Annotated in this window: 14 protein-coding genes; 8 read left to right on the forward strand and 6 right to left on the reverse strand. The window is 63.4% G+C overall.

All coding sequences use genetic code 11. The features are described from left to right. Positions 1–15: 15 nt before the first annotated feature. Both H0264_RS29480 and dut read right to left on the reverse strand, forming a co-directional pair. Entirely contained in the window at positions 16–864 is an 849-nt protein-coding gene (locus H0264_RS29480) for a DUF3710 domain-containing protein (protein ID WP_420832117.1), read from the reverse strand. A gap of 5 nt (positions 865–869) precedes the next feature. Beyond that, positions 870–1,370: a dUTP diphosphatase gene (gene dut / locus H0264_RS29485; protein ID WP_181580573.1), complete on the reverse strand. Its 501-nt coding sequence runs from the start codon at positions 1,368–1,370 to the stop codon at positions 870–872. Between the two features lie 79 nt (positions 1,371–1,449). Between dut and H0264_RS29490 the strand changes: the two genes are divergently transcribed. Continuing rightward, the gene (locus H0264_RS29490; RefSeq protein WP_181585912.1) at positions 1,450–1,932 is read left to right on the forward strand and encodes a DUF3093 domain-containing protein; all 483 of its coding nucleotides are present in this window, start codon (positions 1,450–1,452) and stop codon (positions 1,930–1,932) included. Positions 1,933–2,044: 112 nt separating this feature from the next. On the opposite strand, the gene H0264_RS29495 is transcribed toward H0264_RS29490, so the two are convergent. Beyond that, positions 2,045–2,347 carry a DUF4193 domain-containing protein gene (locus tag H0264_RS29495; protein WP_181580574.1) on the reverse strand — a complete coding sequence of 101 codons (303 nt, stop codon included), beginning with the start codon at positions 2,345–2,347 and terminating at the stop codon, positions 2,045–2,047. Positions 2,348–2,723: 376 nt separating this feature from the next. On the opposite strand from H0264_RS29495, the gene cei reads away from it, so the two are divergent. Further along, positions 2,724–3,398, forward strand: a complete 675-nt coding sequence (cei, locus tag H0264_RS29500) for an envelope integrity protein Cei (RefSeq protein ID WP_181580575.1) — start codon at positions 2,724–2,726, stop codon at positions 3,396–3,398. A gap of 84 nt (positions 3,399–3,482) precedes the next feature. On the opposite strand, the gene H0264_RS29505 is transcribed toward cei, so the two are convergent. Then, positions 3,483–4,349 carry an inositol monophosphatase family protein gene (locus H0264_RS29505; RefSeq protein ID WP_181585913.1) on the reverse strand — a complete coding sequence of 289 codons (867 nt, stop codon included), beginning with the start codon at positions 4,347–4,349 and terminating at the stop codon, positions 3,483–3,485. A 120-nt stretch (positions 4,350–4,469) separates the two neighbouring features. Between H0264_RS29505 and ppgK the strand changes: the two genes are divergently transcribed. The 3 genes from ppgK to H0264_RS29520 all read left to right on the forward strand — a co-directional run bounded on the left by ppgK (position 4,470) and on the right by H0264_RS29520 (position 9,354). Beyond that, entirely contained in the window at positions 4,470–5,228 is a 759-nt protein-coding gene (ppgK, locus tag H0264_RS29510) for a polyphosphate--glucose phosphotransferase (protein WP_181580576.1), read from the forward strand. A gap of 149 nt (positions 5,229–5,377) precedes the next feature. Beyond that, complete coding sequence (locus H0264_RS29515) at positions 5,378–6,802, forward strand: RNA polymerase sigma factor (protein ID WP_181580577.1); 1,425 nt, start codon at positions 5,378–5,380, stop codon at positions 6,800–6,802. A gap of 1,109 nt (positions 6,803–7,911) precedes the next feature. Further along, positions 7,912–9,354: a HEPN domain-containing protein gene (locus H0264_RS29520; protein WP_181580578.1), complete on the forward strand. Its 1,443-nt coding sequence runs from the start codon at positions 7,912–7,914 to the stop codon at positions 9,352–9,354. A 337-nt stretch (positions 9,355–9,691) separates the two neighbouring features. Here the strand turns inward: H0264_RS29520 and H0264_RS39395 are convergent, their stop codons facing one another. Beyond that, the gene (locus H0264_RS39395; protein WP_420831995.1) at positions 9,692–11,233 is read right to left on the reverse strand and encodes an HNH endonuclease; all 1,542 of its coding nucleotides are present in this window, start codon (positions 11,231–11,233) and stop codon (positions 9,692–9,694) included. Between the two features lie 160 nt (positions 11,234–11,393). Here H0264_RS39395 and H0264_RS29530 point away from each other — a divergent pair. Beyond that, positions 11,394–12,267, forward strand: a protein-coding gene (locus H0264_RS29530) for an IS5 family transposase (RefSeq protein WP_244976296.1) whose coding sequence is annotated in 2 segments (ribosomal slippage) — positions 11,394–11,711 and positions 11,713–12,267 — 873 coding nt in all. Because the reading frame shifts where the segments join, the coding sequence is not laid out codon by codon here. Between the two features lie 645 nt (positions 12,268–12,912). Here the strand turns inward: H0264_RS29530 and H0264_RS38345 are convergent. Continuing rightward, positions 12,913–13,071: a hypothetical protein gene (locus H0264_RS38345; protein ID WP_220139861.1), complete on the reverse strand. Its 159-nt coding sequence runs from the start codon at positions 13,069–13,071 to the stop codon at positions 12,913–12,915. A 197-nt stretch (positions 13,072–13,268) separates the two neighbouring features. Here H0264_RS38345 and H0264_RS29540 point away from each other — a divergent pair, with 197 nt between their 5' ends. Together H0264_RS29540 and H0264_RS29545 are read left to right on the forward strand one after the other, a co-directional pair. Then, positions 13,269–13,949: an SMI1/KNR4 family protein gene (locus H0264_RS29540; RefSeq protein ID WP_181580581.1), complete on the forward strand. Its 681-nt coding sequence runs from the start codon at positions 13,269–13,271 to the stop codon at positions 13,947–13,949. Between the two features lie 169 nt (positions 13,950–14,118). After that, a complete protein-coding gene (locus H0264_RS29545) occupies positions 14,119–15,009 on the forward strand; it encodes a hypothetical protein (protein ID WP_181580582.1) in 891 nt (296 codons plus the stop codon). The last annotated feature ends 117 nt before the right edge of the window (positions 15,010–15,126 follow it).

Raw genomic sequence — 15,126 nt, forward strand, 5'->3', positions numbered from 1 at the left:
CCAACCAGGATTCGGCTAGTTCAGGCCGAGCTGCTGCATGGCCGAGCCTTCGGCGCCACGGCGCGGCTCCTGATTGGCCGGGGGTGTGACGCCCTGGTAGGGCTGTCCGCCCTGCATGGCGGCGAGCTGGGCGGCCATGGCCTGCTGCTGCGCCTGCAACTGCTGCTGATGCGCGGCGGCGAGCTGGTCGGCCAGCTCCTGGGGTAGGACCACCGGAAGCGGTTCGCGCACGGGCAACGGTTCGTCGCCGCGCCGGACCACGGTCTCACCGAGGATGGTGCGGGCCGCGGCCACCAGCGGACTGTTGTCGTCGGCCGAGCCGGAGGGACCGGCCGCCACCAGGCGAACCATCCAGCGATGCCCGTCGACGCCGATGAAACGCAGGTCCGCGCCCTCGGTGACGGCGTGCAGCTCCCGGCCCCACGGACCGTTCTGCACCGACACCTGCGCGCCGTCCTTGCGCAGGGTCTCCGCGAGATCGGCTGCGACGGCACGCCATTGGCCCGGCGACTTGGGAGCCGCGTACGCAGCCACCGTGATCCGCCCGTGCTGGGTGGCCAGGTGCACCGCCTGCGGGGTCCCGTCCGGGGTCATCTCGACCTGCAGCTGTCCGCCCGGCGGCACCGGCACGATCACCGAGCCGAGATCCAGCCGCTGGTCGGCGACGGTTTCGAGGCGGTCGGCGACGTCGTCGTAGTCGTAGGGCCCGGTGCGGTCCCCCGGCCCCTGGTCCGCGTAGTCGTCGCCGAAATCCTCGGCGTCGTAATCGACTTCGTCGTATTCGGCGTAGTCCTCGGTGTACTGATCGTCGTCGTACTGCGACTCCGCCGGTCTGTCACCCTTGCGATTCTTGCGCCCGAACACCATGGTCATGCCTCCTTGCCGGCCGAACGACCCGCCCCACCGGACTCCGCGGCCAGGCTCGCGTGCCCGCCGCTCGATCCGTATCCTCCTGCGCCGCGCTCGGTTTCGTCGAGCGCGTCCACCTCGACAAAGTCGACCAGCTCCACCTTCTGCACCAGCAGCTGCGCGATCCGGTCACCCCGCCGGAGCTCGACCGGAGTCCGGAGATCGTGATTGATCAAGCACACCTTGATCTCACCGCGATACCCGGCGTCGACCGTGCCGGGGGTGTTGACGACGGACAGACCATGTTTGGCGGCCAGCCCGGATCTCGGATGGATGAGCCCCACCGTCCCGATCGGGAGGGCGATGGCGATACCGGTGCCGACGAGCACCCGCTCCCCCGGTTCGATGATGACGTCCTCGGTGGTGCACAGGTCCACGCCCGCGTCACCCTCGTGGGCACGCGTCGGTACGGGGATGCCGGGATCGAGCCGCAGCAGGCGAATAGGTGGAATACCGGTCACGTAGCACGAGCCTACGCGTATCGGCCCCCGCTCAGTCGCCTAGTCTGGTGTCGTGTCCGACCAGTCCTCTCAGGTGAGCATGGAATCCCAGCAAACGACGAAGCCGATCTACACCGAGCGCCTCTGGGTGCCGCTGTGGTGGTGGCCCGTCGGGTTCGGCATCGCCGGGCTGATGGCGGCCGAAATCCACATGGGCGCACCGGGAGTGCGGGCGTGGCTGCCGTATGTGGTGCTGTTCGCGATCGCGACGTGGGTGCTGCTGTGGTTCTCGCGGCACAAGGTGGAGGTGGCCCTCGACTCGGCCGGCACCCCGGAATTGCGAGTGGACCGCGCCCACCTGCCCGCCACCTTCGTGTCGCGGGCGGCTGCGGTGCCGGCCAGCGCGAAGAGCGCGGCGCTGGGCCGTCAGCTCGACCCCGCCGCCTTCGTCCAACATCGGGCCTGGATCGGCCCGCTGGTTCTACTCGTTCTCGACGATCCGGACGACCCGACACCGTACTGGTTGGTCAGTACGCGTCGGCCCGAACAGATCATCAGCGCCCTGGGCCTGGCTGTCGCTTAGCGAAATTCGTGTGGTCAGGCTGCGCTGAAGATGGCCGAGAAGTCTTGACCGCGCTCGGCGTGCCGAGCGCGGACTGACGGAATATCCCTGTTCAGGGCTGTGCGGTCGAAACTTAGGCCGCGCAGTCCATGCAGATCAGCTGTCCACCGGCCTCATTGGCCAGTCGGCTGCGGTGGTGCACCAGGAAGCAGCTGGAGCAGGTGAACTCGTCGGCCTGCTTCGGGATGACCCGAACCGAGAGCACCTCCTCCGACAGATCCGCGCCGGGAAGCTCGAACGACTCCGCGGTATCGGATTCGTCGATATCCACGACGGCGGACGCGGCCTCGTTGCGACGAGCCTTCAGCTCCTCGAGCGAGTCCTCCGAAACCTCGTCGGATTCACTGCGCCGCGGTGCGTCATAGTCGGTTGCCATGTCGTCTTCCCCTCGTCCTTACTCCGTATATCCCGGACCGGCTCACTCCTCGCCGATTCCGGGTGGAATCGGTTCGGGGTGCGCCGCCCCGCCCGTGGTGTACGTCACGCGTACACCGGTCCCCGATCGGGCCGGATGCTCTGGATCCGCACCGGATCGCGCTCGGTCAACGCAGGACATGCCCTTGTTGTTCCCGAAATCGAACCCCCGATTCAACCCGGGCGATACGATCTGGGCCGCCAGACAATAGCGGACCCTAGGGCAAAAGTCGCAATCAAAACACACGCGATTCGAAACTGAGGGTCAATCGTCACCGCCGAGGCAACACTCTGAGACCTTGCACGCGGTCACCGCGACGTTTTCGTAGAGTAGTGCCGTGGTTTCACTGATCACCCAAGGTAATGCGACCGATCCCGAGGGCCGGCGCTTCATCCGGCGACGCTGGGAACCGTGGGCGGCCATGGTGGGCGTCATAGCCGTGATCTGCGTCGCGGTGTGGGTCAAGGCACTCACGACGACCGAGGACAGCCAGGCGGCGATGGCCTGCAATTCGCCCAGCCCGGCCTCGGGCACCTCCACGGTGCAGCCCGCGCAACTGGGCTCCCGGGTCTCCTCCTCCCGGCTACGTGATGTGGAACCGGCGTCGCTGGCCAAGACCAGGGTCCGCGTCTACAACGCGAACGGGCAGCGCGGTCAGGCCGCGCATGTGGCGTCGGGGCTGAGCGATCTCGGTTTCGCCAGCGCGCCCGAGGCGTTCGGTAACGATCCGGTGTACGTGAACGGCGATCTGGAATGCATGGGCCAGATCCGGTTCGGCGTGAACGGGCGGCCCGGGGCCTCGGCCCTGCAACTGGTCGCGCCGTGCGCGGAGCTGATCGAGGATTCGCGCACCGACGACACCGTGGATCTGGTGCTGGGCTCGCTGTTCCGCGATCTGCGGCCGAGCACCGACGCCGAGGAGGTGCTGCGGTCGCTGAAGAACCCGGTGCAGGGCGCGGGTTCGGGCATCGACCCGAAACTGCTCGAAGCCGCCCGCCACGCCAAGTGCTGAACTGACCCTCACGAACCCGAATCGCCGCGTCCACCTGGGGACGCGGCGATTCCTTTTTCGTGCCTGCTCGTGTCTACCCGGCTGTCAGTTGCCTGGGATAGGGGTGGTGACACCCAGTTTGTCCAACAGACCGGTCAGTTCGTCAGCGATGCCGGGGGCTGCAGCGAGCACCAATTCGCCGTCCGCACTGCGGGATTGGGGCGAGGGCAGCAGCAGACGCGCACCCGCCTCGGCCGCGATCAGCTCACCCGCGGCGCGGTCCCACAGGTTCAGGCCGTGCTCGTAATAGGCGTCCACGCGGCCCTCGGCCACCATGCACAGATCCAGCGCGGCCGAGCCCATCCGGCGAATGTCGCGAATGTGCGGCAACACCTCGGCGATGAGCTGGCCCTGCCGGACGCGACGCGCCGTGGCGTAGGCGAAGCCGGTGGCGACCAGGGACATGGCCACGGACTCGACCTCGTTGCAGCGCAAGGGAATCGGGTCCGCGCCGGGCTGGGTGCGGTGCGCGCCGAGGCCCAGGCCCGCGCTGTAGGTGACCCCGCGCGCCACGTCGGCGACCGCGCCCGCCACCGATCGGCCGCCGCGCACGGCCGCCACCGACACCGAGTAGGAGGGCAGGCCGTAGACGAAGTTCACGGTGCCGTCGATGGGGTCGACCACCCAGTGCACGGTCTCGGATTCCGCGTCGAGGGTGCCGCCGTTCTCCTCGCCGACCACTTCGTCGCCGGGGCGCAGTTCGGCCACCAGACTGCGGACCAACTGCTCGGTCTCGGTGTCGACTATGGTCACCGGGTCCACGGCATTGCTCTTGGACTGCACGGCATCCCCGTCGTGCCCGCCGGGACCGAAGACCTCGGGGCGACGGGAACGCACGTGGGCGGCCGCGGTTTCGGCCAGATGCACCGCTACACGCCGAAGTTCGGCGATCTCGGTCTGCTCGGGGCTCATGATCGTGTTGGATGCGGACTGGGTGAAATCGGATTCCGGCACGAGGTCCATCGCAGCACAGTTCCGGCGGAGCGACCATTAGGCTGGTCCAACGGCATCAGAACAGAACGAGGAGTCGTCATGTCCGTTCGGGGGCACGCGTTCGGTATCGACATCGGTGGCAGCGGCGTCAAGGGCGCCGAGGTCGATCTGGCCACCGGTGATCTGGTACACGAACGCATCAAGGTCCCCACCCCGCATCCGGCGACCCCGAACGCGGTGGCGGACGCGGTGGCGAAGGTTGTGGCCCAGGCGGGTTGGGACGGTCCGGTCGGTATCACGCTGCCGAGTGTGGTCATCGACGGCACCGCGCGCAGCGCCGCCAATATCGACAAGTCCTGGATCGGCACCGATGCGCGCAAACTCTTCGCGACCGTCCTGGGCGGGCGTGAGGTGACGGTGCTCAACGACGCCGACGCCGCCGGGCTCGCCGAGGACCGCTACGGCGCGGCAAAGGATCTGAGCGGTTTGGTAATGCTGCTCACCTTCGGCACCGGCATCGGATCGGCTGTGATGTACCACGGCACGCTGGTGCCCAATACCGAACTCGGGCACATCGAAGTCGGTGGGGTGGAGGCCGAACACCGGGCCGCCGCCTCCATCAAGGACCGTGACGGTCTGAGCTATCCGGAGTGGGCCGCGGAAGTGAGCAAGGTCTTGATCACCCTGGAGAATCTGTTCTGGCCGAACGTGTTCGTGGCGGGCGGCGGAATCAGCCGTGACTTCGAACAATGGATTCCGTTGCTCACCAACAGAACCCCGGTGGTACCGGCCGATCTGAAGAACGCGGCGGGCATCGTCGGAGCGGCCTTGGCCGTGTCTGCCGGTATCGCACCGTAAGCACACTGGTTCGATCGTTACAATGGAACAAGCCCGGTGCTGAGCCGGTTAAACCAACCCGGCACTCGCGCCGGTTACCCCCGACAGACCGCTCCGCCGGATGACCACTCTGGCGTGACGCCGCACGAGACCGTCACGAAAGGGCGTACGTGGTAGCCACGAATACCCGAGAGACCGCCGATTCGGCCGAAGCCGACTCTGCAGACCCCACTGCCGCACCGGCGGTGAAGAAGGCTGCCGCCAAGAAGGCCCCGGCCAAGAAGGCCGCGGCGAAGAAGACCGCAGCCAAGAAGGCCCCGGCGAAGAAGACGGCGGCCAAGAAGGCCACCAAGGCCGCGGCCAAGAAGGCGTCGCCGAAGGCCGCCGGTGAGCCCGGCGCCGAGGGCGATGTCGACGAGAACCTCGAAGACGAGTCGCTGGATCTCGACGACCTGGGTGACCTCGAGGTCGACGACGAAGACCTCGCCGACGAGGAAATCGTCGACGAGGTCGAGGACGACGAGGAGGAAGGCGAGGCCGCCGCTCCCGCCGCCGAAGGCGAAGCCGAAGAGGCCGACGAGCCGTCCGAGAAGGACAAGGCTTCCGGCGACTTCGTCTGGGACGAAGAGGAATCCGAGGCGCTGCGCCAGGCCCGCAAGGACGCCGAGCTCACCGCTTCCGCCGACTCGGTCCGCGCCTACCTCAAGCAGATCGGCAAGGTCGCGCTGCTCAACGCCGAGGAGGAGGTCGAGCTCGCCAAGCGCATCGAGGCCGGCCTCTACGCCACGGAGAAGCTGCGCGAGTTCGCCGACAAGGGTGAGAAGCTGCCCGTGCAGGGCCGCCGCGACCTGCAGTGGATCATGCGCGACGGCAACCGCGCCAAGAACCACCTGCTGGAAGCCAACCTGCGTCTGGTGGTTTCGCTCGCCAAGCGCTACACCGGCCGCGGCATGGCGTTCCTGGACCTCATCCAGGAAGGCAACCTCGGCCTCATCCGCGCCGTCGAGAAGTTCGACTACACCAAGGGCTACAAGTTCTCGACCTACGCGACGTGGTGGATCCGTCAGGCCATCACCCGCGCCATGGCCGACCAGGCCCGCACCATCCGCATCCCGGTGCACATGGTCGAAGTCATCAACAAGCTCGGCCGCATCCAGCGCGAGTTGCTTCAGGACCTGGGCCGCGAGCCCACCCCCGAGGAGCTCGCCAAGGAAATGGACATCACGCCGGAAAAGGTGCTGGAAATCCAGCAGTACGCCCGTGAGCCCATCTCCCTGGACCAGACCATCGGCGACGAAGGCGACTCCCAACTCGGCGACTTCATCGAAGACTCCGAAGCAGTAGTAGCCGTCGACGCAGTCTCCTTCACCCTCCTGCAAGACCAACTGCAGTCGGTCCTGGAGACCCTGTCCGAACGCGAAGCCGGCGTAGTCCGCCTCCGCTTCGGCCTCACCGACGGCCAGCCCCGCACCCTGGACGAAATCGGCCAGGTCTACGGCGTCACCCGCGAACGCATCCGCCAGATCGAGTCCAAGACCATGAGCAAACTGCGCCACCCCAGCCGCTCACAGGTCCTGCGCGACTATTTGGACTAAGTTCAAACCGACAAAGGCCCCTGAGCAGCAGCTTCAGGGGCCTTTCTCGTATCTAGTGATGGGCACAACGCTCTCAATCAAGATGTTGAGATGAAGAGAGGTCGCTCGATCAATCTCGCCGCGCTTCTACCATCCTGGTAACTAGCCCCGTGCGGAACGCAAGTCCGGCGAGACCGTCAATACATACGACTGCGGCGTCCGCATGTTCCCGGAATGGCGCGAAAACAACACCGAGCCACCGATCTTGGAACGAACGTGGGCGAACGCCTTCGTCGCCGACTTACTGGACTCCGACATGGAGGCTTCCACGGTTCCCGCTCAGGAGGGGCCGAAATAGCGTTCGTCTACTCGGTCGACCAGGTTGAGAAACGGCGTAGCCCGAGTTGGCGTGCATCCAGGCACCCAAAACTCGACGCGAAGACAGTGCTCTTCTCTCACGGATAACCAACTACGCCAGCTCCGGAAAGCTTGCAGCGGCAAAGATTTTCGAGACCGACGACGCAATCGTCCGACCGGTGGTCGAGTTCGCCAGGCGCGCAAACGAATGCGCCGGAATCGTCACCATCCAGCGAGGCAAGGGTCGCGTCGACCCATTCGGGCCCCAAACGGGAACGCTCCATCGACAGATGCATCCGAGCCCGCCATACCCATCGCATTGCCGGCCCCCTCGTGTTGTGGCTGACAACCGCGGTAAGGTCTCGACTCCTACGCGCTGTACGAAACACTGGCCTACAGAGCCGAACTGGCACGCTGGCTCGGCGCTGGAAGCACCGACGGGCGGCCTGATGGCCATCGCCGTTTGGAGCACCTGGGGCATGGTCGACGACACACCCGAACCACTGCCGCTGCTCGCGCTGCGGGGGATGCACGAGGGCTGTATCTAGGCGACCTGTAGTCGATTTCACATCATTCATTGACACCGGCCGCGCGTTGACCAGCACCGATGAGGGTAGCGATACCGCGTCCACAACCGATCGCGTGCCACTCTTGTGCCGCTTCTTTCACCGAATAACACAAAAGGCTTGCTCAATTCGCTGCACGTTGATATTCTGCAGCACTGCTCAAGGTGCAGGGTGTCAGACTAGCCACTCGACCTGAAAGTACCCACGATGCCAGAGGCTACTCAACCGGCCGTAATCAAGCCGGAGTTCATTGCATCAATGCGAGATTTCACAATCGACGCACTCAGCCTTCTGCATGACAAGTATGGGGCCCCGAAATTCTATCGACCTCGATACGCCGATCGCCATGCCTGGTATCGCGATAGCAAGGATCGGGAAACACTCCGTCGTAAGCCACTACCCCCGGTCTGGAAGGTCATTCACGATTACACAGAATGGCCCGACTGGAAAGAAATAAGACTTCTTCCTTCATACTCCAAAATGCTGAAGATTGTCAGCGAAGATGAGATACTTCAACGCAGGATAAGAATCGCGTATCGTGCACCGTACGAAACGGTTTCACTATCCGGCATTGAGGAAATGTCCGGGCTTGACTTGCTCATGCAAGATAAATTGCTAAGCCCACTGATTAACACCAAACTGGGATTAGAGTTCAGCGAGCCAGATTTCCTCATTACCTCGAATGAAATCTCCAAAGCGCTGGCGGATATGCGAGTTCAGAGAACGATCATAACCCCACTTCGGCAAGTGTATTCGCACGGTACAACAGAAGTGCTCCCCGGTTGCATCATCAGGGACTTGACAGATGCCGAGATCACTTCCGGGGAAGGGTTCAAGACCCTCCCCGTGGAGCACACTCCCACTGGATTGACCTATATCCTTCAACAACACCAAGCCGGAATTATTCAAGCTTCCGAGTTCGAAATCGACGTAGATGCGGAGTCAGAGGAGTTTGAACGTCAGGTTGCACGCGCACTGAAACCTCCCAAAGACGAGTTGTCAGATGTCATCGTGGCATCAATTAATACTCTATGCGAGCGCGGAGCCTGCGCCAGAGGCGAGGCATGGGTATCCATGCGTACCTCCTCCGCGAGCTGGACAATGCGAGAGGGAACTGAGTATCACGACGTACGGGCAGCCTATCAGACAACTTGTTGCGAATTGAGCACAATATCCATCGATGATCTCTCAAACCTTATTTCCGACCTTCGCAAACCACACGTGATTAAGCAATTGAATGTCGCCGTAGAGCGACTGACCACCGCAGTAAACAGAATATCAGACAGCGAAGCGGTTTTGGATCTAGCAATCGCGGCAGAATCCTTGTTCGGAACGAGGGAACCCGGCGAAACCACCTTCAAAACTTCACTAAATGCCGCATTATTCTTAGGCACACAAGACTTGCCATCTTCACATATTAGAAAGTTCTTCAAAACTACATATGCCACCCGAAGTAGAATCGTACACGGCCATAACAAGCTGCCGAAAGAAATAGGCGAAGGCGGGATAGCGGAGCTACGAAATGAGCTCACGGGTTATATCAGAACCGCAATCCTGAAGGCAGCGAGCGAGCTACGAAATAACAACAACGCCTTGGACTGGGAGCAGCAACTCGACGCGATTATCGATTCACGTAACAGCATTCATTGACTGACCGACAGCCAGGGCCATTGCCGGAAATAGCGGTGCTTCGCAGCACAAAGCATAGTGCGCGACTATCTGGATTAGATTCATCCCGAGAATGGGCCGCTGAGCTGCAGCTTTGCAGCCCTTTCTTGTACTCGATACTCGACACAGCGCTCACAGTCCCCGATATCGGGCAGTTCAGTCCCAGGCGCGATGCGCCTGATACTTGTCTCACGCAATCTAACTCGCTAGTCCACCGAGAATGCCCCCTCCAATCCCACAGTCTTTGTGCCGCAGCGTCTCCGGTCACCAGAGCCCAAACCCAAGCCCACAAGCTCAAGGTATCGCTTCTGTTTCATGCTTATGTGAGCTGGCCTGCCGTCAGGTGGATGCGGCAAAGTCCGCGACCGCGGATGGGTTCAGTGCAGCCAGAGACGCTGCAATGAATGTTCGACACTTTGGCGTCGGTAGTTCCGTGTCTGAGAACGCGACGACGATGCATCGCACACATGTCTTTCGCGGCCGATATCCGATCGCATCCCTCGACCGAGCACGGTTTCTTCGGTCGTGGCACTACCGGGACCGACTTGCGGGATCGTTTCGGTTTTGCCTGTTCCGCGAGCCAGGCGTCGAGAAGCGGTCTAATGTCAGCCGGGTCCATGCGCCACTCGGCCGGCCGGTCGCGCTTTGCGATATTGCATCGAGAGTGCGCCAACCCCAGGTTCTCGTCGTGGTGACCGCCGCCGGACGCGAGCGCTTCCCGATGATCGACGTGCGCCTCTAACGGGTGATATCGCGGGGCTCCGACCGGGACGAACAGCCCACAGATGCAGCACAGGTCGCCGTCCCGGGCGCGCACTTCATCAGCGGACAGATACAAGGCCGGATTATGCCGCTGGCATGAATCACACAGACGCTTGTCTATCGGTGTCAGTCGACCACTCACCCCGTTCGCTGGTGCCAGATAGTCGATCTCCGTCCCGCATCTAACGCAACTGCCAACCGGTTCGAGCGTTTCGTGTCTACGCGCCATGCGTGCGCAATTCAGTGAACAGAAGCGGCTTTCGTTGCCTTCGCCGACCGGATTGTGGCACCACTCGCACGGACTGTTCGCGAGGCGTGGGCGCATCACTCGCGTGATCGGTGACAGCTCTTCGCCGCGATTGCGCTGTTTCGCGTGTGTCGAGCACAAGCCCTTTCCACTGACCGGACGGTCACACTCCGGCCCCTTGCAGTGCGGCTTACATTCCGTTGAGCAATAGCGAACACCGCGCTGCAGTCCCGTTAGATCGGCACCGCAACTGCGACACCCACGAAACATACGGTTCCCCGCTCTATGACGGTTGTGGTGGATTGCGCAGCGACCTCGAATCTCGACCGGACGATCACAGCCGTCTTCTATGCACTGCTCCGTGGCCAGGGCAGCGCGCTCATCAGCAGACGAGGGAGCTGTATGCAGCAGCCCTTTGCGTTGCAGCTCGCTGTAATGCTGGCGGCACAACCCGCGCGCTTTCATCTGCTTGCCACAATTCTCGACCGAGCACGTCCGAGTCGAGCTACGAGGTGGTCGACCTTTCAGCTCGTAGTGGCGCTGACAGAACCCGCGCGCTTGAGCCACTCGATCGCAGTCAGGCTCACAGCATTTCGACCGTTCACGTTCAAGTGCCCCCGTGCGATGTAGACGCTGACGATGCTTCCAGCACAATCCTTCCGAACTTGACCGGGTGTTCTCGCAATCCTCGGCTGCGCACTTCTCCCCGAAGACTCTTCCGGCGCCATCCACTGTGCCGTATCGCCAACGTGCAACATTGTGCTTCGAGCATAGTTGCCGCGATTTGACCGACACTTTGCGGTCGCAGCCGTCGACGATGCACACCGACGCGAGTCCCCCTGAAAAACTCATAGCGGGAGACTAGGCGACAGGACCGACAGTGCGGAACGTGATCTTGCAGGTCGGACCCAGAACCACCACTAGGTCGTGTCTCCCAATCGGGTTTTCTCGATTGGGTCCGGTAGATCCGCGAGTGGGCGTGGCGACGGCGGTCGGTGATCGGTATCGGGTTCTGACGGACAAGCAGTGGGAGCTTCTCGAGCTGCTGTTACCGAAATCCGATGGCCGTGTGGGGCGCAACTTCTCCAATAATCGCCTGGTCGTGGAGGGGATGTTGTTCCGGTTGCGGACCGGGGTGCCGTGGCGGGATCTGCCGGAGGCGTTCGGTCCGTGGCAGACGGTGTGGAAGCGTCATCGCCGTTATGCCGGGGACGGGACCTGGGATCGGGTGCTGGTCGCGTTGACCGCGCTCGCGGACGCGACCGGGAACCTGGATTGGGTTGTGTCGGTGGATTCTTCGATCATGCGAGTGCATCAACACGGTGCGAACGTCTCGCGTGGCGGTGAGGCGAGCACCGGCCCGGACGGTGAGCTATGAGCCGGCCGATCACGCGATCGGCCGGTCCCGGGGCGGGCTGACCACGAAAGCGCATCTGGCCACCGACGGCAACGGTCGTGGTCTGGCGGTGCTGAGCGCGGGCCAGGCCGGTGATTCGCCGATGATGCCCGCGGTACTCGACGCGATCGCGGTGCCGCGGCTGACCGGTGGCCCGCCGCGTTGCCGTCCTGATCGGGTGCTCGCCGACAAGGCGTATTCCTCGGCGAGCAACCGAGCCTTGTTGCGTGGCAGAGGTGTCGGCGCTGTCATTCCCGAACGGGCTGATCCGATCGCCAATCGGAAACGGCGGGGCCGTGCCGGTGGGCGGCCACCGAGGTTCGATTCGGTCGCCTACAAGGGACGTAATGTCGTCGAACGTGCCTTCAACAAGGTCAAGCATTGGCGCGGTGTCGCCACTCGCTACGACAAACTCGCCTCGACCTACCGCGCCGGGTTCGTCATGGCCCTGGCCATCGAATGGCTGAAGCTATTGGGAGACATGACCTAGCTCACCACTTGGCAAACACCAGCGAGCCGCCGCAGCAGCAGCGCTGATACGGACTGCTGAAACGTCGTAAGCGCATGCTCATCAGGTTGTTTTTGATCGATGAGGCGGTCTCAAGCTCAGTCAAAGGTATTGGGCGTGTTCACGCTCACGAGTCACCTCGGTAGCCTCGGACCAGCACAGCGCTCAAGCAGTCTTAGTGCGCGACTACCTGGACTAGTTCCACACGGGTTCGGGCCGCAGAACAGTCGTTCTGCGGCCCGAACCCGTATCCAGCACCGAGTGCAGCGCTCGCGGGCTGGGCATACAGAATGCCCTGCGCCACAGCACTTCTCATCCACAGAGCACTGCGGCCGAGCACGTACAGGATAGGGACTCTGTGCTGTTCGGCGAGTAGCCCGCGAGCCTCGTTCGATCAAGCTTTCGGGTCCGCGCATTGGAGATCGGCCAGCACGCAGTCGGTGCAGTTGGGTCTCGGAGAATTTCGCTCAGGGGATTCATGACATCCGGCGGATACCGGCTACTTGCCGTCCTTGCCGGACGCGCTGCGCTTACGGATCTTGATGCCCAGTTTTTCCGCCTCGCGGCGACGTTCTTCGCGCTGTTCAGGCGTCAGCTTCACGCGCTCGACGCGCATTGTCTCCTGCGTCAAAGCTCCCATGTCACGCCTCCCTCACGAATCCTTGGATGCGCCATGAAGTAGCTGCGCGCGTCGATGAGCAGCACCTCCCGCTCTTTCTGAACAGTGGCGAGATCGCTCAACCGTAGCGCGGGGGTTCCTGCGGGCACGATCAGGGCCACGATCACCGCTGGGCGGTGACGGACCGAGCGCGGCGGGCAACGCCGTTCGAAAAGGTAGCTATCGGCTCGAGGACCGGCACCTGGGCCGCGTCCCCGCCGCGAAGATCAACGGCTGGTCGCCGTGTGCCGGCAGGAACCGGAGGCCCGAATCGGCAGTGCCGCTTGGCCGTAACCGTCCGAGTCGATCTTGCTAGGTTGGCTGCGTGCGCGCGCTCGAAGTCTTCAACGAATATGTCAGCTGGCTTCGGACGAACGTGCCGTTGGCGTATGAGAACCTGGCAGGTCCCGCGCGCCCCAGGGAACTTCTCGCGCTGGAACGGACGATCGGCCGCCCGCTACCCGAGGACGTGAAAGCCGTCCTGAGCGTGCACAACGGGCAACGAATCTCCACCGTCGGCGACGACGACCACGGCGTGCCATGTATCCCCACCCTGATCTTCCTGTCCACCAGAAAAATTCGCAGAATCTGGAAGTTCTGGGACAGCATCGAACACGACCGCGCCACCGAATCACTCCAGGAGTCGGGGGCGGTGTACCCGGGTGCCGAAGGAAAGATCAAGCCGCTCTGGACATCTCCCGGTTGGATCCCGCTGTGGTCCGACCCCACCAGGCCCGACTACATCGGCCTGGACCTCGACCCCGGGCCCGCCGGGACACCGGGCCAGATCATCAACTTCGGTCACAACGAGGAGTACCACTTCCTGTGCGCACACAGCTACACGGACCTGCTCGAATTCCTGCTCGCCGAAGTCACCACCGGAGCATGGCCAGCCACAACCATCGCCGATGATGACGAAGAGGAACCCTTTCCATGGTTCGGCGACCCTCAGAAGTCCTTCTTCAACACCCTCTACGACCGATTCGAGATCCGACCCCGATACTGAACCCGACTCGGATTCCAGAGGCGCGGTTCACGCACGCCAATCACCGCTGGGTCAAATTTCGAACGGAGCAGCCGGGTCCTGTCGGGCAAGACTTCGGCTTCGGCTCGGCCGCTTCGGTGCGTTGGTTGCTGCGGGTGCGGTTGACGGCTTGTACACGGAAGGGTTGGGCGTGGGTGGAATGCGATCGTCTGACAACTATGAGGATCCGGGTCCGTGGCCCGAACCTCGCCAGTTGGCACGCAGGCGTGTCTTCGCGATGGTCGCGACTGCCGGCTTGGCGATGCTGTGCGCTGTCGTCGCGATGGCGCTGTGGCGCAGCGACAACAGCGCAGCGCAGGCCGCCGCGACCTATGTCGGGTTGTTCGGCCTCGCGATGGTGGTTGTGCTGCTGGCCGGTGTGTGGGCAGATCCGCGTGTCGACGTGCGATCCGCGGTCGCCAATGGTCGCGAGCATGGGGTCGCGGCGACAATCGTGCCCGGTTCGACCACCTATTTCGGTCTGCGCCAGGCGATGTGGCTGTGCTTCGCAGCAATATGCTTGCTCGCCGCGGGCCAGACCGCGGTCGCCGCATGGGGAACACACTGGCCCCTGGCGTTGATCTTCGCGGTGTTGGGCGTGATCTGCGCCGCGGAACCCGCGCTGACGCTGGCCGGACGGCTCCGGCCCAGCAAACTCATTCTGACCAGTAGCGAGATCATCCACGACGACTGGAGTTCCCGGACCACGCTCAGCTGGAACGACGTTCGCCTGATACGGCGGGGCTGCCACCGATTCCCGATCATCGAAGTGATCGGCGAAACCCACAGCGCGGGATGGACCTATCACGAGACCACGCCCGGCGTGACGCTCGGCGGCAAGCCGGTGCGGCCGTGGCGACTGGATCCGCTGCCGCCGCTGCCCGGCCGGATCGTGCTCGAATGCCCCCGCTTCGCCGTCGCCAGGGACACGCTTTACCGCTACCTCACGTTCTACACCGAAAACCCCACCGCAAGAGCAGAACTCGGAACCCCGCCCGCAGCAGAACGATGGCACGCCTTCGGCGGCAACGTTCATCACTGAAGGGCAGATCGCCGAGCCCCAGCGGCTCGAATGTGGATTTCGATTCCGTTCCGTAGGGTCGCGGCGGTGGGTAGCGAAAGCCGTTATGCGGCATACGAAGCCGAGCTCTGGGAGCGG

This window comes from Nocardia huaxiensis (assembly GCF_013744875.1).
Classification (GTDB): domain Bacteria; phylum Actinomycetota; class Actinomycetes; order Mycobacteriales; family Mycobacteriaceae; genus Nocardia; species Nocardia huaxiensis.

Bases quoted from the DNA above. Each gene is read 5' to 3' on its own strand.
- H0264_RS29490 (WP_181585912.1), top strand. From the start codon at position 1,450: ATGGAATCCCAGCAAACGACGAAGCCGATCTACACCGAGCGCCTCTGG.
- H0264_RS29495 (WP_181580574.1), bottom strand. From the start codon at position 2,347: ATGGCAACCGACTATGACGCACCGCGGCGCAGTGAATCCGACGAGGTT.
- H0264_RS29505 (WP_181585913.1), bottom strand. From the start codon at position 4,349: ATGAGCCCCGAGCAGACCGAGATCGCCGAACTTCGGCGTGTAGCGGTG.
- ppgK (WP_181580576.1), top strand. From the start codon at position 4,470: ATGTCCGTTCGGGGGCACGCGTTCGGTATCGACATCGGTGGCAGCGGC.
- H0264_RS29520 (WP_181580578.1), top strand. From the start codon at position 7,912: ATGCCAGAGGCTACTCAACCGGCCGTAATCAAGCCGGAGTTCATTGCA.
- H0264_RS39395 (WP_420831995.1), bottom strand. From the start codon at position 11,233: ATGAGTTTTTCAGGGGGACTCGCGTCGGTGTGCATCGTCGACGGCTGC.